The sequence below is a fragment of the Flavobacterium sp. UBA4854 genome, from assembly GCF_002399805.1.
In the GTDB taxonomy this organism is placed as follows: Bacteria; Bacteroidota; Bacteroidia; order Flavobacteriales; family Flavobacteriaceae; genus Flavobacterium; species Flavobacterium ginsengisoli.
This window is the reverse complement of sequence record NZ_DHEI01000027.1, coordinates 18,419-40,019: the sequence shown is the minus strand read 5'-3', so window position 1 is coordinate 40,019 and position 21,601 is coordinate 18,419. Positions and strand designations below refer to the sequence as shown.

Annotated in this window: 17 protein-coding genes and 1 pseudogene; 15 read left to right on the top strand and 3 right to left on the bottom strand. The window is 33.1% G+C overall.

The genetic code is table 11. From position 1 onward, the window contains the following. The 7 genes and pseudogenes from B3J44_RS03165 to B3J44_RS03135 all read left to right on the top strand — a co-directional run. A pseudogene (locus tag B3J44_RS03165) lies at positions 1-171 on the top strand (DUF58 domain-containing protein); the annotation flags it as partial. 64 nt (positions 172-235) lie between these two features. After that, a complete protein-coding gene (locus tag B3J44_RS03160; protein ID WP_286965732.1) occupies positions 236-1,870 on the top strand; it encodes a hypothetical protein in 1,635 nt (544 codons plus the stop codon). Then, positions 1,870-2,871, top strand: a complete 1,002-nt coding sequence (locus tag B3J44_RS03155; RefSeq protein WP_286965730.1) for a vWA domain-containing protein — start codon at positions 1,870-1,872, stop codon at positions 2,869-2,871. Before B3J44_RS03160 ends, B3J44_RS03155 begins: the two co-directional genes overlap by 1 nt. Positions 2,872-2,998: 127 nt before the next feature. Continuing rightward, positions 2,999-4,033, top strand: a complete 1,035-nt coding sequence (locus B3J44_RS03150; protein ID WP_198855323.1) for a vWA domain-containing protein — start codon at positions 2,999-3,001, stop codon at positions 4,031-4,033. A gap of 124 nt (positions 4,034-4,157) precedes the next feature. Next, positions 4,158-4,922, top strand: coding sequence for a tetratricopeptide repeat protein (locus tag B3J44_RS03145; RefSeq protein WP_198855322.1), 765 nt, complete (start codon positions 4,158-4,160; stop codon positions 4,920-4,922). A 108-nt stretch (positions 4,923-5,030) separates the two neighbouring features. Continuing rightward, a complete protein-coding gene (locus B3J44_RS03140; protein ID WP_286965728.1) occupies positions 5,031-6,776 on the top strand; it encodes a BatD family protein in 1,746 nt (581 codons plus the stop codon). A gap of 10 nt (positions 6,777-6,786) precedes the next feature. Next, positions 6,787-7,533, top strand: coding sequence for a tetratricopeptide repeat protein (locus tag B3J44_RS03135; RefSeq protein WP_278020198.1), 747 nt, complete (start codon positions 6,787-6,789; stop codon positions 7,531-7,533). Positions 7,534-7,612: 79 nt separating this feature from the next. Here B3J44_RS03135 and B3J44_RS03130 read toward each other — a convergent pair whose 3' ends face one another. From B3J44_RS03130 to B3J44_RS03120, 3 genes are all read right to left on the bottom strand, one after another. Next, on the bottom strand, positions 7,613-9,160 hold the full coding sequence (locus tag B3J44_RS03130; RefSeq protein WP_349678283.1) for a VWA domain-containing protein: 1,548 nt from the start codon (positions 9,158-9,160) through the stop codon (positions 7,613-7,615). Between the two features lie 332 nt (positions 9,161-9,492). After that, positions 9,493-10,062: a 5-formyltetrahydrofolate cyclo-ligase gene (locus B3J44_RS03125; RefSeq protein ID WP_286965726.1), complete on the bottom strand. Its 570-nt coding sequence runs from the start codon at positions 10,060-10,062 to the stop codon at positions 9,493-9,495. Continuing rightward, a complete protein-coding gene (locus B3J44_RS03120) occupies positions 10,049-11,026 on the bottom strand; it encodes a succinylglutamate desuccinylase/aspartoacylase family protein (RefSeq protein WP_286965723.1) in 978 nt (325 codons plus the stop codon). Before B3J44_RS03120 ends, B3J44_RS03125 begins: the two co-directional genes overlap by 14 nt. 135 nt (positions 11,027-11,161) lie before the next feature. On the opposite strand from B3J44_RS03120, the gene uvrC reads away from it, so the two are divergent. From uvrC to B3J44_RS03080, 8 genes are all read left to right on the top strand, one after another. Next, a complete protein-coding gene (gene uvrC / locus B3J44_RS03115; protein WP_286965722.1) occupies positions 11,162-12,955 on the top strand; it encodes an excinuclease ABC subunit UvrC in 1,794 nt (597 codons plus the stop codon). A 7-nt stretch (positions 12,956-12,962) separates the two neighbouring features. Then, positions 12,963-15,257, top strand: a complete 2,295-nt coding sequence (locus B3J44_RS03110; RefSeq protein WP_198855315.1) for a patatin-like phospholipase family protein — start codon at positions 12,963-12,965, stop codon at positions 15,255-15,257. A gap of 318 nt (positions 15,258-15,575) precedes the next feature. After that, positions 15,576-16,733 (top strand): homogentisate 1,2-dioxygenase, encoded by a 1,158-nt coding sequence (locus tag B3J44_RS03105; RefSeq protein WP_286965720.1) that lies wholly within the window; start codon positions 15,576-15,578, stop codon positions 16,731-16,733. Positions 16,734-16,866: 133 nt separating this feature from the next. After that, positions 16,867-17,226, top strand: coding sequence for a four helix bundle protein (locus tag B3J44_RS03100; RefSeq protein WP_281634153.1), 360 nt, complete (start codon positions 16,867-16,869; stop codon positions 17,224-17,226). Positions 17,227-17,313: 87 nt separating this feature from the next. Further along, positions 17,314-18,474: a 4-hydroxyphenylpyruvate dioxygenase gene (hppD, locus tag B3J44_RS03095; RefSeq protein ID WP_286965717.1), complete on the top strand. Its 1,161-nt coding sequence runs from the start codon at positions 17,314-17,316 to the stop codon at positions 18,472-18,474. Positions 18,475-18,770: 296 nt separating this feature from the next. Then, a complete protein-coding gene (locus B3J44_RS03090; RefSeq protein WP_198855312.1) occupies positions 18,771-19,541 on the top strand; it encodes a DUF3108 domain-containing protein in 771 nt (256 codons plus the stop codon). After that, positions 19,541-20,482 carry a tryptophan 2,3-dioxygenase family protein gene (locus tag B3J44_RS03085; RefSeq protein ID WP_286965714.1) on the top strand — a complete coding sequence of 314 codons (942 nt, stop codon included), beginning with the start codon at positions 19,541-19,543 and terminating at the stop codon, positions 20,480-20,482. Before B3J44_RS03090 ends, B3J44_RS03085 begins: the two co-directional genes overlap by 1 nt. A 25-nt stretch (positions 20,483-20,507) precedes the next feature. After that, positions 20,508-21,601: M23 family metallopeptidase (locus B3J44_RS03080; protein WP_286965712.1), on the top strand; the 1,094-nt coding region annotated here is incomplete at its 3' end.

Below are 21,601 nucleotides of genomic sequence, written 5' to 3'. Positions count from 1 at the left end.
CAATTGGTTGATACAAGTTCAAAAGCTGTTCGTATGAATTATGAGAAGCACTATCAGGAGAAACTAAATTACTTTAAAGATACTTTCCGTAAATCGGGAGCTGGAATTGTTAACACTAGAGTTGACGAAAATTACGTTACTAAATTATTAGGCTATTTCAAATCACGATAAAAATTTGGCAGTTTTGATTAACCCATCAAAAATCGTTAATCTAAAATCTTCAATCATAAATCAAATGAAATTTAAACTTTATATATTTTTATTGCTTTTCTCTACTATGATTTTTGCGCAGCAGAAACAAGTAGAAACAAGTATTGATACCACCAAAAATAAAATTGGTGCTGAGTTCAAGCTGACCCTTAAAACGGTTGTAAGCTCCAAATCTAAAGTTGAATTTCCAAAACTTAAAAATATTGGTCCGCTAGAAGTTATTGAGTCTTATCCGATTGATACAGTTAAGAAAAATGACACTTACGAACTGGTTAAAAAATATGGTTTAACACAATTTGATTCTGGTCGTTATACAATTCCAAGCATTAAAATTTTAATCGATAAAAAGCCTTTTTATACAGATTCTCTAAAAGTTGAAGTAGCCCCTGTAAAAGTTGATACTTTACAGCAAAAGATGTACGATATTAAAGACATCTCTTCTGTTGATGAAGGAATGGGAAATTGGTGGATTTATACTTTAATAGTGCTAGCAATTTTAGGAATTGGCGCATTCGTTTATTGGTATGTTAAAAAACGTCAGCTGAAAAAAATCGAGGAAGAAGTTTACAAAACTCCTATCGAAAAAGCGACAAGTTTATTAAACAACCTAGAGAAAAAAGAACTTGTTCAAAAAGGAGAAGTAAAAGAATATTATAGTGAATTAACAGATATTGCGAGAAATTATATCGAAGAAGCCATCCATATTCCAGCCATGGAAAGTACAACTTCTGAGTTAATTACAGCAATTAGAGAAGCATCTACCAAAAAGAAAATGACGCTTACACCAGAAACTGTTGAGAATCTGGAGCGTGTTTTACGTCAGGCCGATTTGGTGAAATTTGCAAAATCTAAGCCACTTGATTTTGAAATTACTGAAGATAGAAATAAAATTCAGAAAGTAATTTTAACCCTTGATAATGCTATTCCAACTGAAGTTCCAGAAGACATTGAGGATCAGTTATTGAACGAAGCGCAAAGACAAAAACAAATTCAGGCGCAGCTTCGTAAAAAAAGAAATGCAAGAATCGGTTACTCTGTTGCGGCTGTAATCTTATTGTTGTTTGTAACTACAACTTATTTTGTGGTTACAAAAGGTTTCAATTACGTAAAAGACAATATAATTGGTCATCCTTCTAAAGAATTATTAGAAGGCGAATGGGTGAAAAGCGCTTACGGAAATCCAGCAGTTCTTATTGAAACTCCAAAGGTTTTAAAAAGAATGGATACTCAAAAAGTACTTCCAAAAGAAGCAATGGCACTTATCAAAGAAATGCAACTTTTTGCATACGGAAGTATGATTGACAATTTCTATGTAACAGTTTCTACATCCAAATTTAAACAGCCAACCGAAATAGATTTAAGCAAAGCTCTTGAGGGAACTATAAAAATTATGGAGTCTCAAGGCGGACAAAATATTATTGTAAAACAAGAAGATTTTCAAACTAACGAAGGTATTCAGGGAATAAAAGGTTACGGAACGATGACAGTTCTGAATCCTGCAACTAAAACGAGCACAAAAGCATACTATGAATTACTGCTTTTCAAACAAGATCAAGGTTTACAGCAAATCATGATTTTACACGAAGAGGGCGATACGTATGCAAATGAAATCACGACCCGAATATTAAATTCTGTTGAACTTCAAAGAGCAAACAACTAATGGGTAATATCAGTTTTTTAAATCCAGAATTTCTTTGGTTGTTTCTATTAATTCCTATTGCAATAATTTGGTTTTTCTGGAAACGCAACCAGCAGTCGGCTACCTTAAAAATGAGCTCGACAGCAGGATTCCAAAACAGCGAATCATTGCTTACGAAATTAAAACCTTGCTTATATGTTTTTAGAATTTTAGCATTAAGTGCGTTAATAATAGCTTTAGCAAGACCAAGAACAGTAGACATTAGCAATCAGACCAAAACTACAAAAGGAATTGATATTGTAATGGCAATTGACGTTTCTGGATCTATGCTAGCAAAAGATTTAAAGCCAAATCGTATGGAAGCTTTAAAACGAGTTGCAGCAGATTTCGTTGAAGAAAGACCTAACGATAGAATCGGATTGGTTTTATATGCTTCTGAAGCTTATACAAAAACTCCGGTTACAAGTGATAAAGCGATTATTCTTGAAGCTATAAAAGGAATTAAATACGATACGACTTTACAAGATGGAACTGGAATTGGAATGGGACTAGCAACTGCTGTAAATCGTTTGAAAGACAGTAAAGCAAAAAGCCGCGTTATCATCTTGCTTACCGATGGTGTAAATAATGCTGGTTTTATTGAGCCAGAAACAGCATCTGATATTGCAAAACAATACGGAATTAAAGTATATACAATCGGTCTTGGAACTAACGGAATGGCAGAATCTCCATATGCATATGCTCCAAATGGCGGTTTCTTATTCAAAATGCAGAAAGTAGAAATCGATGAAAAGTTAATGAGAAACATCGCTAAAAAAACAGATGGAACTTATTTTAGAGCTACAAGCAACGATAAATTAGCAGAAATATACAACTCAATCAATAAACTGGAAACAACAGAAATTCAGGAATTGAAATTCTACGATTACGATGAAAAATACAGGTTTTTTGTCTTATTTGCAGGTTTGATGTTATTACTTGAAGTTGGATTAAGAAATACAGTTTATAGAAGCTTTATTTGATTTTTTCAAAATCAAAAAATTCCAACAATTAAATTCCAAATAACAAATTGGAATTTGGAATTTAAAGATTAAAAATTAGAAAAGGATTTGGAATTTGGAATTTCAATATTGGAATTTAAAAACATTTATGGAATTAGACGAAAAAAAATATTTATATCTCTTATTACTTATCCCAATTGTGGTATGTATTTTCCTTTTCAATATGTATTGGAAAAGAAGAACCCAACGCGAATTTGGTGATTTGGAAATGGTAAAAAGATTGAGCCCTGAGAAATCGGTTTTTAAACCTGTTCTAAAAATCGTAGTGATTCTTTTGGCGCTTACTTGTTTGATTATTGGTTTGGTAAATCCGAAGATTGGAACCAAAATGGAGACCGTAAAACGAGAAGGTATCGATATTGTTTTTGCTGTAGACGTTTCTAAAAGTATGCTTGCAGAAGACGTTGTTCCTAGTCGTTTGGATAAAAGTAAACAGTTGGTTTCTCAGATTATCAATAATTTAGGAAGCGACAGAATCGGAATCGTAGCTTACGCAGGAAGCGCTTTCCCAGTTTTGCCAATTACATCAGACTATAGCGTTGCAAAAATGTTTTTGCAGAGTATGAGCCCAGGAATGGTTTCGTCTCAAGGAACATCTCTGGACGAAGCAATTAAACTGTCTTCGACATATTTTGACGAAAAAAGCAAAACAAGCAAACTATTAATCCTAATTTCTGACGGTGAAGATCATTCTGAAGGTGCAGCTGCTGCGGCAGAAGAAGCGAATAAATTAGGAATGAAAATCATCACTATTGGTGTTGGTACAGAAAAAGGAGGTACAATTCCTTTAAAAGAAAATGGTGTTGTTAGAGGATATCAAAAAGATCAAAACGGAGAAACTGTAATTACCAAATTAAATCAAGAAGGTTTAAAAACAATTGCAAAAGCAACAAAAGGTGGCTATGTTTACGGCGGAAGCACAAAAGAAGTTTTAGAATACGTAAAAAATGCTTTAAACAATATCCAAAAAACAGAATTTGAAGCTACGCAAATGGCCGAATTTCAATCGCAGTTTCAATGGTTTATCGGGTTTGCATTTTTATTGCTTTTCCTAGACATTTTCTTATTGGAAAGAAAAACAAGCTGGATCAAAGAGTTGGATTTATTTAATGAAAAGAAATAAAAAAGTTAGCCACTAATTGCTCGAATTTACACAAATAACAAATTATTTAATTTGTGAAATTCAAAAGGAAATAAAAAATTAGTGCCAATTAGTGAAATTCGTGGCGAAAAAAAACAAAATTAGAATGAAAAATTTACTCCTTTATATTTTACTAACCGTTTCTTTTGCAGTTTCTGCTCAAGAAAAAGACAAAACGTTGCCTACTGGTAATGAAGAATATAAACAGAATAAATTTATTGATGCTGAGGCAAACTATAGAATTTCGGAATCTAAATTTCCGAAACGATCAACAGCACCTTATAATTTAGGTAATACTATTTATAGACAAAATCAGGTTTCGGAAGCTAAATATGCTTACGCGAAAGCAATAAAAAACGCTAAAACAAAGCCTGAGAAACATAAAGCTTATCATAACCTTGGTAACGTTTTCATGAAAGAGAAAGATTATACTCAAGCGGTTGAAGCTTACAAACAAGCACTTCGTAACGATCCAACAGATGAAGAAACACGTTACAACTATGCTTACGCCAAACAAAAGCTAAAAGAGAATCCTCCTAAAAACGATCAGAATAAAGATAAAAACAAGGACAAAGACAAGGATAAGGATAAAAATAAAGACAAGAACAAGGACAACAATAAAGACAAAGACAAGGATAAAAAAGACGATAAAGGCGACCAGGATAAAGACAAAAAAGATGGTAAAAACGATCCAAAGAAAGATGACAAGTCTGACAATCAAGGAGAGCCAAAACCACAACCTGGAGGAATATCAAAAGAGCGTGTTCAGAATTTGTTAGATGCGGTAAACAATGAAGAAAAGAAAATTCAAGACAAAGTAAACGCTCAAAAAGTAAAAACTAATCCTAAGAAAACAGAAAAAGACTGGTAAAATTTGGTTAATCGTTTAACCGTTAATTTGTTTATTTGATCCAAACAATACGATTAAACAAAATAACGTTTAAACGATTAAACATTAAAAACAACGATTAAACAAGTAATGAAAAGATATTTAATTCTATTTCTACTCACTTTTCAAGGACTAATGGCTCAGGTGCAATTTGAAGCCAGAGTCAGTAAAAACACACTTGGAATAAACGAAAGGCTTCGTGTAGATTTCATCATGAATGTTGACGGAGATAATTTCGAACAGCCTTCTTTTGAGGGATTTAGAATGGTTGCTGGGCCAAGCCAACAAATTAGTCAGTCTTGGATAAATGGCCGAAGCTCTTTTCAAAAAATATATTCTTATATCATACAGCCTGAAAAAAAGGGAATTGTCACAATTAAACAGGCTGCAATAGAATTTAATGGTCAGATTTACAAAACGAATCCGATAAAGGTTACGGTAACCAATGCTGTGGCTCAAGAAAGAGATCCAAATGACAGACCTCCTGGATCTGGAAATGAATTACTGACTCTTGTTGCTGAAATTTCAAAAACAAACCCTTACTTAAACGAGCCAATTACAGCGGTTTACAAGCTGTATTTCAATAATATTGGTGTTACTGGTTTTAAAGAATTGGCAAAACCTAAATACAATGATTTCTGGAATCAGAACATTGACATCAAACAATTGGCAATTGAAGAAGGAAATTTTCAAGGCCAAAAATGTTATTATGTTATTCTGAAAAAGACCATTTTATATCCACAAAAATCAGGAAAACTTACAATTGAACCTCTTTCACTAGATATTGGGGTGCAATTACCAACAAATCGTCGTGATATGTTTGGCCAAATGATTATTACGGAAGACAATAAAGTGGTTTCTGCTGGAGCAAAAACAATTAATGTAAGACCACTTCCTGAAAGCACAAAACCAGAAGGTTTTACTGGTGCTGTCGGAAGATTGAATTTTACTGTTACGCCTTCAAAAACAACACTTAAAAACGGTGAAGGTCTTGACTTAATCGTAAGTGCGCAAGGAACTGGAAATATGAAGTTATTTACACTTCCAAAACCAGTTGTTCCAAATGCATTAGAAATGTACGATCCCGTTCACGACGAACAAGTAACTACATCTCTAAGTGGCATGTCTGGAAGAGTCACAGACAAATATACTATTGTACCGCAATACCGAGGAAAATATGCTATAAAACCAATGCAATTTTCGTATTTCGATTTAAGTACTGGCACTTATAAAACCATTACTTCGAAAGAAATTATGATTGATGTTCTGGACGGACCAACGCCTGCAGAAGCAAATACAGGATCGGCTTCTAAGAATGCTGTGGCAACAACAGATCAATTCAAGAATATTAAATCTAAAACAGCACTAATTCCTATTATTAAACATGATTTTTACGATTCAAGTTTGTATTTAGGATTGTTGTTTGCACCGTTTATCATTATTCCGATTATCATTTTGGCTAGAAAGAAAAAAGAAGCTATGGATAATGATGTTACTGGAAATAGAATTAGAATGAACAATAAGCTAGCGAAGAAATATTTATCGCAAGCGAAAAAACATCTTAATAACAAAGAGCCTTTCTATATCGCACTAGAAAAAGCTATGCATAATTTCTTGAAAGCAAAACTGCACATTGAAACTTCAGAAATGAGTAAAGACAATATCAGAGAATTACTGCTGTCCAGAAATGCAAATGCCGAAACGGTTCAGAATTTTATTGCTCTGACTGAAAACTGTGAATTTGCTCGTTATGCACCGGCGTCGAGCGCTTCAATTCAGCAAGATTATGATAAAGCTGTTATGATTATTTCTGAATTAGAAAAACAGATTGTTTAAACAAAATAAGATGAAAAACATACTATATATCTTTTTATTAATCTCGCAGGTTTTCTTTGCGCAAGGGCGCTTTGCATCGGCCAATGCATTGTACCAAAAAGGACAATACAAAGAAGCCGCACAGGTTTATGAGAACATTGTAACGGAAGACAAATTACATTCTGCCGAATTATATTTTAATTTGGGAAATTGTTATTACAAACTAAATCAGGTTGCGCCTTCGATTTACAATTATGAAAAGGCTTTGGTTCTTAAACCAAATGATCCAGAGACTTTAAACAATTTAAAGTTTGCTAAGAAACTAACGATTGACGAAATTAAGGAAGTTCCAAAAGTAGGTTTTGCAAAACTAATTCAGAACTTTACTTCTATTTTTGATTATAATACTTGGGCTAAAATTTCTGTTGCGCTTGGTTTTGCGTTCTTATTGAGTTTTATAGGTTACTATTTCTCAAACGCTACACTTGCAAAAAGAATTTATTTTGTCGGAATGTTTATTGTTTTAATTGCTTTTGCTTTAAGTATTTCTGCTGGAATGTCTGAAAAAAATCATTTTGAAAATGACCGTGTTGCCATTGTTTTTTCTGAATTAAGCCAAGTGAGACATGAACCAAAAAAATCTTCAAATGGAATTATTTTATTGCATGAAGGAGCAAAAGTTTACGTACTGGAAAGTATTGCTGGCTGGAAAAAAATCGAATTGACAGATGGAACCCAAGGTTGGATCGATTCTTCGACTATCAAAGAAGTAAAATAAGTTTAAAAATATTAATTGTAAAAATCCCAAATTCCAATCTTGCTGGAATTTGGGATTTTTATGTTTTAGAATTTAATGATTAATTCACTGCATCGATCAATCGCACAAATTCAGACCTGTATCCTTCTTCATCATTTGACAAACCAGATTTTGCTAATCTTTTGATATCCGAACTTGAACTGTTTGCAATATATTTTGAATCACGCAGTTTTAATCCGAACCAAGAAACAGCGGTTGCAAATTTAAAATCTGGAGAGCTATTTTCTATGTCTGTTTTTCTATCTGCAATCACATTTACTATTTCAATACTATTATTCCCATCAGGTTTTTTATATCTAAATTTCACAGTTGCTAACTCATCACTATGATTACCAGTCACTTTCTCTGTTTTAGTATATTTTAAATCTGAAGGAACGTAATTGCTTTCTACTCCAGTCGGAACAATCTCATAAAGAGCAGTAACTGAATGTCCACTGCCTAATTCACCTGCATCTATTTTATCATTTTTAAAATCTTCAGCATTTAATTTTCGATTTTCATAACCAATCAATCGATAAGCTTGAACGTGACTTGGATTAAACTCAATTTGGATTTTTACATCTTTCGCGATAGCAAACATAGAACCTTTAAATTCTTTTCCAAGAAAACGATTTGCCTCTTGAATGTTATCGATATAAGCATAATTTCCGTTTCCTTTATCAGCTAAAATTTCCATTTTAGAATCTTTATAATTTCCCATTCCAAAACCAAGAACAGTTAAGAAAACACCAGATTCTCTCTTTTGCTCAATCAATTTCAACATATCATCATCTGATGACGCGCCAACATTAAAATCACCATCAGTAGCTATCACTACCCTATTATTGCCTTCTTTAATAAAATTTTGCTGTGCTAGTTTATAGGCTAATTCAATTCCTTCTCCTCCTGCTGTGCTTCCTCCTGCATGTAAATCGTCAAAAGCATCTATAATTTCGTCTTTATTATCTCCAGATGTTGGTTCTAAAACCACTCCAGCAGATCCTGCATAAACCACAATCGAAACTTTATCGATACTTCTAAGTTCTTTTACCAAAATCTTCATCGATTCTTTTAGCAAAGGCAATTTATTTTGCTCGTCCATCGAACCCGAAACATCAACTAAAAAAACCAGATTAGAAGCTGGCAAATTTGCCATTGGAATGTTTTTTCCCTGCAAACCAATCTTTAATAGTCTGCTGTTTTTATTCCAAGGACAATCGCTGTATTCTGTGTTTATAGAAAATGGATGTTGCCCTTCTGGTTGCGGATATTTGTATTTAAAGAAATTGATCATCTCCTCAACACGAACAGCGTCTTTAGGAACTTTCTGTCCTTCATTTATAAATCGGCGAATATTAGTATATGATGCATTATCAACATCGATAGAAAAAGTAGAAAGTGGAGTTTTTAGTGGAGATTCAAACGGATTTTCTTCTAATCCTGCGTAACTTTCTGTGTTTGGATCTGTATAATTTTCTTCTGGAACTTCGTCGGTAACTGCAACAGCCATGTCTGCTGTTTCATAACTCATGTCTGGTGCATATGCTTTCTTACAGCTGAAAATAGTAAGTACAAGGAATGCCATCATAAAGAAATTAAAATTTCTCATAAAGTAAATTTTTTAAAATTAATAAATAGGTTATTGGCTTCAAATAAGGACTAGCATTCCGGATGTACTAGAGACGATTATTTGCAATTTTCGAGTATGCAAAATCATGCCAAAAAAATTACAATTATTTTTCTTACTTGAAAAAAAAATCAGAAACCCTGATTTTTAAAGGGATTTAATGTGAAATATTTTTTGTGAATGCGGAAATTTTTGCCACAGATTAAAGGATTAAAATAGACTAATCTTTTGAAATCATTTAATCTGTGGCAAAAATTCATATTCAATGTGTTAGACGCACTGCGGTGCTTCTCTACAGAATATGCGATGTAAAATTAAAATGTATAAATTTTCTCTGGCGTAACGCAATAATCTAATTTGATATCAGATTCAAAAACATCATCAATCTGATTTACGGCTTCAAAGAAAGAAAGTCCGATTTTTAAGGTTTCTGGTTTACATTCGGCAAGGAATTTATCGTAGAAACCTTTTCCATAACCAATTCGATTTCCAAAAACATCAAAAGCCAAAAGCGGAACAAAAACCACTTCAACTTTAGAAGAAGGCACTTCAATTCCGTCAACTGGCTCTGGAATATTGTATTCGTTTTTTTTAATTCTAGTATTATCAGTCAATAGAAAATGCGTCATTTTTCTGGTTTCGAAATCACTTTTAGAAACTAAAATTTCTTTGTCTTTACCAGAAAGCAAATGTAAAACGTATTCTGTATTGACTTCTTTTTGTTCTTCAATTGGGAGAAAAACATGATAATAAATTTTATCCCAAATTGGCATTTGAATCAATTGGTTTGCAATCGCCAAACTCTTCTCTTCTATTTCATCAAAAGAAAGTGCTTTTCTAAAATTTTTATATTCTATTCGAAGTTCTTTTTTACTCGTCGGCATTGTCTGGAATTTTAGATAAATGATAAATAGCATCGCCTTCGTAAGCAATTGGCGAATGATTGGCATTAATTACATAACCATCATGAGGCGCTTTGACTTTTTGTTCAAATTTCCCAAACGGATCTGTAATAATGGCTAAGATAGTGCCTTTGGTTACAAATTTTCCGACCAGATTAAAATCGTGCAGCAAACCCGAACATTTTGCACGAAGCCAAACCGATTGTTTAATATAAATTGACGGTGTTAATGCTCGCTCAACAATTTGTTTAGAATCTAGCATTCCAAAATAATCAAGCAAACGCTTTGTTCCTAAAACACCTTGATTTGCAATTTCGTTATTGATATCTAAAGATTTTCCTCCCTCAAAAAGAAGCATTTTTACATTGGCACTTTCAGAAGTTTTTCTAAAAGAACCATTTATATTTTTAGAATAAAGTGTAAAAGGAGCATTAAAAACATCGGCCAGAACTTTCAATTCAGGATTGTTTTCGGTAATTCTAATTTGTGGAGCATTGAATCGGCTCGCGCCACCTGCATGAAAATCGACAGCATAATCTAAAATTGGCAAAATTTCTTCGACAATATGATAAGCAAATCTACTTGCCAGAGAACCTTTTTTACTTCCTGGAAAAACACGATTCAAATCGCGACCATCTGGAAATTCTCGAGATTTGTTCACAAAACCATACATATTGATAACTGGAATGCAAATTATTGTGCCTCGAGCTGGTCGATTTATTTTTTTACTAATGATCTGACGAACAATTTCAACACCGTTAATTTCGTCACCATGAATTCCTGCCGAAAATAAAACAGTCGGTCCTTCATGCTTAGAACGGCGCACAATAACAGGAATATTCAACTTGGTTGTAGTATGCAGTCGGGCAATTTCGACGTTTATGGTTCTGTGTTCTCCCGGCAAAATCGATTCGCCAAAAATAACCAATGGAGTACTATTTTTCATGTAGAATTATAAAATCTAAATATAGAAATTATTCTTTTGATTTCGTAAATTTGAAACTAATTCAATGTTAAGCTTCTTTTAGAAATCGGAATGGTTTTTGAAAAGCTTCTCGAACATCTTCAGAAATACAATAGAATGCAAAAATCGACCTTAGATCTTCAAATTTTAACCTTGCCTGATAACCCAGGCGTGTATCAATATTATGATAAAGACGGGAAAATCTTGTATGTCGGAAAAGCCAAAAATTTAAAAAAAAGGGTTTCATCCTATTTCAATAAAATTCACGACACTGCCAAAACGAATGTTCTGGTAAAAAAAATCGTGACCATAAAACACATCGTAGTTCCAACCGAAACCGATGCGCTTTTATTAGAAAACAATTTAATTAAAACACTTCAGCCGAGATACAATGTTTTGCTTCGCGATGACAAAACATATCCTTGGATCTGTATTAAAAAAGAACCTTTTTCAAGAATATTTTCAACTCGAAACATGGTCAAAGATGGCTCTGAATATTTTGGTCCATATACCAGTTTCAAAACAGTACATACTATTTTGGATTTAATTAAAGAATTATATCCACTTAGAACCTGTAATTATGACTTGAGCCAATCAAACATTAATTCAGGAAAATTTAAAGTTTGTTTGGAATATCACATTGGCAATTGTAAGGGCCCTTGCGAAGGTTTAGAACCTTTGGATGAATACCAAAGACAAGTCAATGCTATTCGCGAAATCCTGAAAGGAAACTTCAAAGAAAGTTTAAAGGATTTCAAGAAATTGATGAATACTTATGCTCAGAATTTACAATTTGAGGAAGCGCAGAAAATAAAAGAAAAGATTGAAGTACTAGAAAACTATCAATCTAGATCTACCATTATCAATCCGAAGATTACCAACATTGATGTTTTCTCCATTGTTTCTGACGAAAGTGCGGCTTATGTCAACTTTCTACAAATTTCACATGGTTCGATTATTCGTTCGCATACTTTAGAAATGAAGAAAAAGCTAGACGAAAGTGATGAAGAATTATTAGAATTGGCCATTGTAGAACTTCGCGAGCGTTTTCAATTATTATCTAAAGAAATTATTGTTCCTTTTGAAATGGATTTGGGCGAAAACATTAGAGTAACTGTTCCGCAACTTGGAGACAAAAAGCAGATTCTAGATTTATCTATTCGAAATGCGAAATTCTACCGAATCGAACAATTGAAACAATTGCAAATTGTAGATCCCGATCGACATGTGAATAGAATTATGGCTCAGATGCAGAAAGATTTACGTCTTCCTTCTGAACCTCGACATATCGAATGTTTTGATAACTCGAACATTCAAGGAACAAATCCTGTTGCGGCTTGTGTAGTTTTTAAAGACGGAAAACCAAGTAAAAAAGATTATCGCCATTTTAATGTCAAAACGGTTGAAGGTCCGAACGATTTTGCTTCTATGACCGAAATCGTGTACCGCCGTTATAAAAGATTGTTGGATGAAAACGAACCACTACCACAATTGATTATTATCGATGGTGGAAAAGGACAACTTTCGGCAGCATTAAAAAGTATTGATGATTTAGGATTAAGAGGAAAAGTTGCTATTATCGGAATTGCAAAACGTCTGGAAGAGCTTTTCTATCCTGGAGATTCGATTCCGTTATATTTAGATAAAAAATCAGAAACTTTAAAAGTGATTCAGCATTTAAGAAACGAGGCGCATCGATTTGGAATCACTTTCCATAGAGACAAACGAAGTAAATCTGCACTTAATTCTTCTGTAGAAAGCATTCCGGGAATTGGAGAAAAAACCATGCTTGCATTAATACAACATTTCAAAAGTGTTAAAAGATTAAAATTAGCTACAGAAAAAGAAATTTCAGAAGTTATAGGTGCTTCCAAAGCAAAAAAAATTGTCGACTTTTACAAAACCAACTAAACATTATATGCGTCCATCCCAATTATACATTTCAAATATTTGGTCAAAAGGAATTTTAACTAAATTCGAAAAAAGAGTTTCTTGGCGCGTATTTATATTCGTTTTTTTAACGGCATTTTTCTTTTCGTCAAAATCATTTTCTCAAGAAATAAAAAAAGACAGTGTCAAAAGACCCAAAATAGGATTGGTTTTAAGTGGTGGTGGCGCCAAAGGTTTTGCGCATATTGGAGTTTTGAAAGTTTTGGAAGAAGCTGGAATCAAAATTGATTATATTGGCGGAACCAGTATGGGATCTGTAATTGGCGGGCTTTATGCTTCTGGTTACAACGCTTCTCAAATCGACTCTATTTTCAAACAAACCAATTTTGATGAATTAATTAACGACTATATCCCGCGTTCTTCTAAGAATTTTTATGGTAAGAAGAATGACGAATTGTATGCTGTTGTTTTGCCATTCAGTAATTTTAGAGTCGGCATTCCAGAAGCACTTTCAAAAGGAATGTACAATTATAATTTATTGAGCAGTTTAACTAGAAACGTTCGTCATGTTCGCGATTTTAATCAACTGCCGACTCCTTTTTTATGTATTGGAACCAATATCGAAACAGGTGAAGAAGTTTTATTAAATAAAGGAAATCTCGTTCAGGCTATGATGGCTAGTTCGGCTTTTCCTTCCTTATTTACACCAGTTGAAATTGACGGAAATTTGTTGGTTGATGGAGGAGTTGTAAATAATTATCCTATTCAAGAAGTTCGAAAACTTGGTGCCGATATTATTATTGGCGTTGATGTACAGGACGATTTGCTGAAAAGAAAAAATCTGAAAAATGCGACCAGAATCTTAGTTCAGATTACCAATCTACAGTCTATTGACAAAATGAAAAGCAAAATAAAAGACACCGATATTTATATCAGGCCAGATATTCGTGATTTTGGTGTTATTTCGTTTGACCGAGGAGAAGAAATCATCAGAAAAGGAGAAGAAGCTGCTTTTGCCGTTTACGAAAAAATCAAGGCATTAAGCGATGAAAATAACTTTTATAAAAAACCAAAATTGAAAGTTGCAACTGATACACTTCATATTCAAAAAATAAATACAGATAAATTAGAAAATTATACTAAAGAATATATTCGCGGTAAACTTCGTTTCAAACCTGAAAGCACCATAACTTACGATGGTCTTAAAACAGGAATAAACAACTTGAATGCGACACAAAACTTTAGCACAATCTCCTATTGTCTTCAACCAAATGGAGATAAAGATGATCTTGATTTGGTTTTAAAGGAAAACCCAACTCAAACTTATCTAAAACTTGGGCTTCATTATGATGGTCTTTACAAAAGTGCCGTTTTGTTAAATCTAACCCATAAAAAGACTTTTTTAAAAAACGATGTTACTTCTCTTGATATCATTTTAGGCGATAATTTCAGGTACGATTTTAATTATTATGTAGAAAATGGTTTTAATATCAGTTTTGGTTTCCGTTCTAGATTAAATCAATTTAATCGAAATGTAACTACGAGTTTGAGTAGCGTTCTTAAAGAGACTCCAAATGTCAACCTTATTAATGTTGACTTCATGGATATTACCAATCAGGCTTATTTCCAGACTATTTTTGTACAGAAGTTTTTAATGGGTGGTGGTTTAGAATATAAGTATCTAAAAATTAACTCACCAACACTTACAAATGAAGATAACACAATTGAAAAAAGCAATTATGTTAGCGCCTTTGCTTATCTAAAATACGATTCGCTAGACGAAAAATATTATCCAAGTTCTGGATTATATTTTTCTACAGATTTGCAAACTTATATGGCATCATCAGATTATACGAAGCAATTTAAACCTTTTTCGATTGCAAAAGCCGAAGTAGCAATTGCTAGACCACTATTTAGAAAAGCAACCATAAAATTTGGCTTCGATGCTGGATTTAATATTGGTAGCGATAGCGTTCCGTTTTTTGACTTTATATTTGGAGGTTATGGCTACAACAAAATAAACAATTTCAATTATTTCTACGGATACGATTTTCTAAGTATTGCTGGCAACAGCTATATTAAAACGGATATTAATATAGATTACGAAATCTTCAAAAAAAATCACATCAATTTATCTGCTAATTTTGCCAACTTAGGAGATGATATTTTTTCTTCTGTAGATTGGGTTTCTATGCCAAAATACACAGGATACGCAGTTGGTTACGGTCTAGAAACCATTATTGGCCCTATCGAAGTAAAACAATCTTGGTCTCCAGAAATGTCAAAAAGTTATACATGGTTTAGTATCGGGTTTCAATTTTAGTACTATAACCGAGAATACTTCAATAAATTCTGCCTTTTTTTTTACATCATAAAAATTATATCAAAAAAACTAAGTTATTTTATAGTTATAAATAATATAATTTTTATTTTTACTTCGAAAAAATTACGACATTTGTTATAATGAAAACAAATTGGACAGGTTTATTAGAGTATCTTCAATTCCTCATCAAGAGAAATCCTGAGTAATGGCTCTATCGAATTGAAATAATCAGTCAATTGCAAAAATTGAACTGATTATTATCTCTGCAATTCAAATTTTCGAATTATCTAATTTACTAATTATCTAATTGAAAAAGCCATGCCACTATATCATAAACTTGGGGATTTTCCTCAAAAGCGACACACCCAATTTGAAAAACCAAATGGCGGTTTTTACTACGAACAATTGTTTGGAACCGAAGGTTTTCACGGACATTCGTCGTTATCTTATCACGTACACAGACCAACACAGGTTAAAGAGATTTTAAATTCTTATTCGGTTGAACCAAAAATTGCAATCGGAAAAAATATAAAATCACTTCTTTTTAAAGGTTTTGAATTAAAACCTGAAAATGATTTTCTAGACAGCCGAAAAGCAATGTTAGTCAATAAAGACTGTATTATTGGTTTGGCTGCGCCGAAAGAATCGCTTCGAAATTATTTCTACAAAAATGCCGATGCCGATGAAATGCTTTTCATTCACAGAGGAAAAGGAAAATTAAGAACCATGTTAGGAAATATTCCGTTTGAATATGGAGATTATCTAATTATTCCGCGTGGTATTATTTATCAGATTGATTTCGAAACGGAAGATAACCGACTATTTTATGTAGAATCTTATTCTCCTTTTTATACTCCAAAACGTTATAAAAACCAGTCAGGTCAGCATTTAGAACATTCTCCATTTTGTGAGCGTGATTTTATTCTGCCAAATGAATTGGAAACGCATGACGAAAAAGGCGATTTTTTAATTAAAATCAAAAAAGAGGGAATGATTCATGAAGTGGTTTATGCCACACATCCGTTTGACGTTGTTGGTTGGGACGGTTACAATTTCCCTTACGGATTTTCAATTCATAATTTCGAACCTATAACTGGGCGTGTTCACCAACCGCCACCAGTACATCAAACTTTTGAAACAGCTGCTTTTGTAGTTTGTTCTTTCTGCCCTAGACTTTACGATTATCACCCAAAAGCTATTCCGGCACCATACAATCACAGCAATATAGATTCTGACGAAGTACTATATTATGTTGACGGTGATTTTATGAGTCGTAATAATATTGAGCAAGGTCACATCACTTTACACCCAAAAGGAATTCCGCACGGACCAGCGCCGGGCGCAATGGAACGCAGCATTGGTCACAAAGAAACTCAAGAATTAGCCGTTATGGTGGATACTTTCCGTCCATTAATGGTTACTGAAGAAGCTATGGGACTCGATGATGGTCAGTACTATAAATCTTGGACGGAGTAATAATTAGATAATGTGCCAATTTGATAATTAGAAAATGAGTCAATATGGAAATTAGATAATTAAATATTGTAATTTTAAACTTACAAAATAGATTATCTAATTATCCCATTTTCTAATTATCAAATTAAAATAAATGACTTTTAACGAAAAATATAAAGACAACGCTCTTTTAATAAAAACCTTCAATTTCGCATTAAATATAATTGACTATACAACCGAACTTCAAGATCAAAAGAAATTCGTAATTGCAAACCAATTATTAAAAAGCGGAACATCAATTGGAGCTAATTCAAAAGAGTCACAAAACGCAGAAAGCAAGGCAGATTTTATTCATAAATTAAAAATTGCAATTAAAGAGGCAGATGAAACAGAGTATTGGTTGTTTTTATGTGATGCCCATAAGGAATATCCAAATTGCAAGCGTTTAATAAACGATCTTTCAGAAATTTTAAAAATTTTAAACAAAATAATATCAACATCTAAGAGGAATTAGAAAATTAGAAAATGTGTCAATTAGAAAATTGATAAATTAAAGCATTTCAAAAATTATCTCATTTTCTCATTATCAAATTATCTAATTATGAGTAAAGAAGTTAAATCAGTAGAATACGGATTAGAAAAAATATTTGAAGGAGCACAAGATTTCCTTCCATTATTAGGAACAGATTATGTAGAATTTTATGTGGGAAATGCTAAACAAGCAGCTCATTACTATAAATCTGCATTTGGATATCAGTCATTAGCTTACGCAGGATTAGAAACAGGAGTTAAAGACAGAGCATCTTATGTTTTGAAACAAGACAAAATTAGAATTGTTTTGACAACGCCATTAACGGCTGATTCTCCAATCAACGAACATTTGAAAAAACACGGCGACGGAGTAAAAGTTGCAGCACTTTGGGTTGAAGACGCGACAAAATCTTACGAAGAAACTATGAAACGTGGCGCTCGTTCTTTTATGAAACCTACTGTTGAAGAAGATGAATTTGGTCAGGTAGTTCGTTCTGGAATTTACACTTACGGAGAAACGGTTCACATTTTTGTAGAAAGAAAAAACTATAATGGTGTTTTCTTGCCAGGTTACAAAGAATGGAAATCTGATTTTAACCCAGAATCAACTGGTTTAAAATATATCGACCACATGGTTGGAAATGTAGGTTGGAACGAAATGAATACTTGGGTAAAATTCTACGAGGAAGTTATGGGATTCGTGAATTTCTTATCTTTTGATGACAAACAAATTACTACAGAATATTCTGCTTTGATGAGTAAGGTAATGTCAAACGGAAACGGAAGAATTAAATTTCCGATCAACGAACCAGCTGAAGGAAAGAAAAAATCTCAGATTGAAGAATATTTAGATTTCTATGGCGGACCTGGAATTCAACATATTGCTATTGCAACAGATGACATTATTAAAACTGTCTCACAGCTAAGAGCGCGCGGCGTTGAATTTTTATCTGCTCCTCCTCATGCTTATTATGAAGCAATTCCTGAAAGATTAGGTGTTCATATGGATATGATGAAAGAAGATTTAAACGAAATCGAGAAACTTGCCATCATGGTAGATGCTGACGAAGATGGATACTTATTACAAATTTTTACGAAGCCTGTTCAAGACAGACCGACGCTTTTCTTCGAAATTATTCAAAGAATGGGGGCAAAAGGATTCGGTGCAGGTAACTTTAAAGCCCTTTTTGAGTCTATCGAAAGAGAGCAAGAATTGAGAGGAACGCTATAAAATGTTAATTTCCATATAGAAAACCGCATAATTCTCCAAAAAACGATGCTTTTTTTGCAAATGTTATGTTAAACTTGACTTTTGCTATTTTATTTTTGAACTTTCTATCTATCTTTGCACCGCAAATCAGGAAGGGGTGGTTTCCTTCCGAATTGATATAAATTTCATAATTTATAGTTTTTTGGTTAGTTAATAGCATAAAAACTCAGTCATCTTTGACTGAGTTTTTTTGTTTTGGTACATTTGGAATAGATTTTGCATTTGTCTACCTTTATAATAAACGTAAAGATTATACTATGAAAAAGTTCATTCTCACTATATTAGCACTAACGATACTCTCATTCGCGCCTCAAAAAGAAGATGCTTTCGATACTGGAGAATATTTCAAATTTAGAATACATTACGGAATTGTAAATGCCGGTTATGCAACACTTGAAGTCAAAGACGCCACCATTAACAACAAAAAGGTATATCACTCTGTTGGAAAAGGTTACACAACTGGAATGTCTAAATTTTTCTTTAAAGTAGAAGATTTATACGAAAGCTATTTTGACAAAGAGACAGGAAAACCATACCGCTATGTTAGAAAAATTGACGAAGGCGGTTATACCAAAAATCAAGAAGGTTTTTTTAATCAAAATGAAAACAAAGTTTTAGTAAAAGACTATAAACGAAAATCAGAAAAAACCATCATGGTTTCAGAAGAAGTACAAGATATTGTGTCTGCTTTTTACTTTTTGAGGAATCACCCAAATATCGACAAACTCAAATCTGGAGAAGCCATCACAATCGATATGTTTTTTGATGATGAAATCACAAAATTTAAGTTAAAATATGTAGGTCGTCAAGATATTACAACTAAATTTGGTACCGTTTCTACAATGGTTTTTAAGCCGTTGGTACAGACAGGTAGAGTATTTAAAGAAAAAGAGAGCTTAACACTCTGGATAACAGACGATGTAAACAAAGTTCCAATTAGAATTAAAGCAGATTTAGCTGTAGGATCTCTTAAGGCTGATCTCGATGAATATAAAGGATTGAAAAGTCCACTTAAAGCAAAAAAATAATGAACCCTACAGATCATTCTGAAGCAATTTTAAAAGAAATTGACCTTAAATTTCAAGCCATAAATCAAAAAACTGATGTTCAGTTAGAAGGATTGCTTTGGGCAAAACCAATTACTTATTGGGATTACATTCAAACTGATGCCCTATTAAATTTACAAATTCAGCGCACCACACTTCCTGACGAAATGGTTTTTATCATGTACCATCAGGTAAACGAATTAATCTTTAAAATGATTCTGTGGGAAATTGATCAGATTGCTGAAACAGAAAACATTCAAGTAGATTTTTTCAGCGAAAGATTATCAAGGATTACAAGATATTTTGACATGCTTACCAACTCTTTCAGCATCATGGAAAATGGTATGGAAGTAGATCAATACATGAAATTCAGAAATACGCTTACTCCAGCTAGTGGTTTTCAGAGCGCACAATATAGAATGATCGAATTTGCATCGACCGACGTTATCAATTTAACAGATCGCAGATACAAAGCAAATTTTGACGAAAACACCGACTTAGAAACTAGCTTTGAACATCTTTATTGGCAAGCTGCTGGGAAAGATTATCATACTGGCGAAAAATCATATTTACTTAATGAGTTTGAAAAGAAGTACAAAGAACCGTTTTTAAGACAAATGGCTTCTTTTAAAACAAAAAACCTTTGGCAAAAATTCATCCAATTACCTATTGAAGATCAACAAAATACATTGTTGATTGATGCTATGCGCCATTACGACAAAACGGTAAATATTACTTGGGTAATGCAACACCTTAATACTGCCAGAAAATATATTTTAGAAAGCGGAAAAGGCAATGGAGAAGCGACAGGAGGAAGTGACTGGCAAAAATATATGCATCCAAAATACCAAAGACGCATCTTTTTTCCTAAATTGTGGACCGAAGAAGAATTGTCCAATTGGGGGAATGAAGCTGAAGCCTAATTTCACCACAAAAAATTTATAAAGTTTGAAAAAAGCAGTCGTAATTTTAATTGTCTTGTTTTCTATTTTTTCATGTAAAAAAGCAGAAGAAAAAGTAGAAACCAAAATTACTAAACCAGCAACCAAAAAAATAGAATTCGGTTTTAATTACGCAGATTTTAATGTTGTTAATGATACTATCTCAAAAGGAGACTCTTTTGGATCAATACTTCAGAGCCAAAATATTGGAGACAAAAAAGTTCATGATATTGTTGAACAGGTAAAAGATTCGTTCAATGTGAGAAGCATCCGTTACGGCAAACCTTTTACTTTACTTCGCTCTAAAAACAAAACGAATAATCTTCAAGTTTTTGTTTATCAGCCAGACGCATTAAGTTATTATGTTATCGACTTAAGAGATAGCATTGCAAAAGCATACAAAAAAATAAAACCCGTTACTTTAAAAAGAAAAATGATCGGTGGCGTTCTTAAAAGTTCATTGTCTGAAACTTTAGGAAACGAAAGTGTCGAAACTGCTTTGGCAAGTCGAATAACAAAAGTTTTTTCTTGGTCTATTGACTTCTTTAAGCTTAAAAAAGGAGATCGTTACGGATTAATTTTTACTGAACGATTCATTAACGGAAAAACGTACGACGGAGTTGAAGATCTTGAAGCGGCATTTTTTGAATATAAAGGCAAAATCGTTTATGCCTTTCCTTTTGAAAGAGATACTACTTCTGGAAAAATTGAATATTATGACGATCAAGGAAGAACGCTTAAAAACTTCTTTCTGAAAACTCCGATCAAATTCAGCAGAATCACTTCAAGATTTACAATGAACAGATTTCATCCAGTTCAGCATACTTGGAAAGCGCACAAAGGAACCGATTACGCTGCTCCAACGGGAACACCGATTTCTACAACAGCATCTGGAGTTGTAGAAATGACAGGATATACAGCAGGAAACGGAAACTTTGTAAAAGTAAAACACAACGGAACCTACTCTACTCAATATTTACATATGTCTAAAATCTTGGTTCGCCGCGGACAGCGCGTTACTCAAGGACAGACAATTGGTTTGGTAGGAAGTACAGGTTTAGCTTCTGGCCCTCACGTTTGTTATCGTTTCTGGAAAAATGG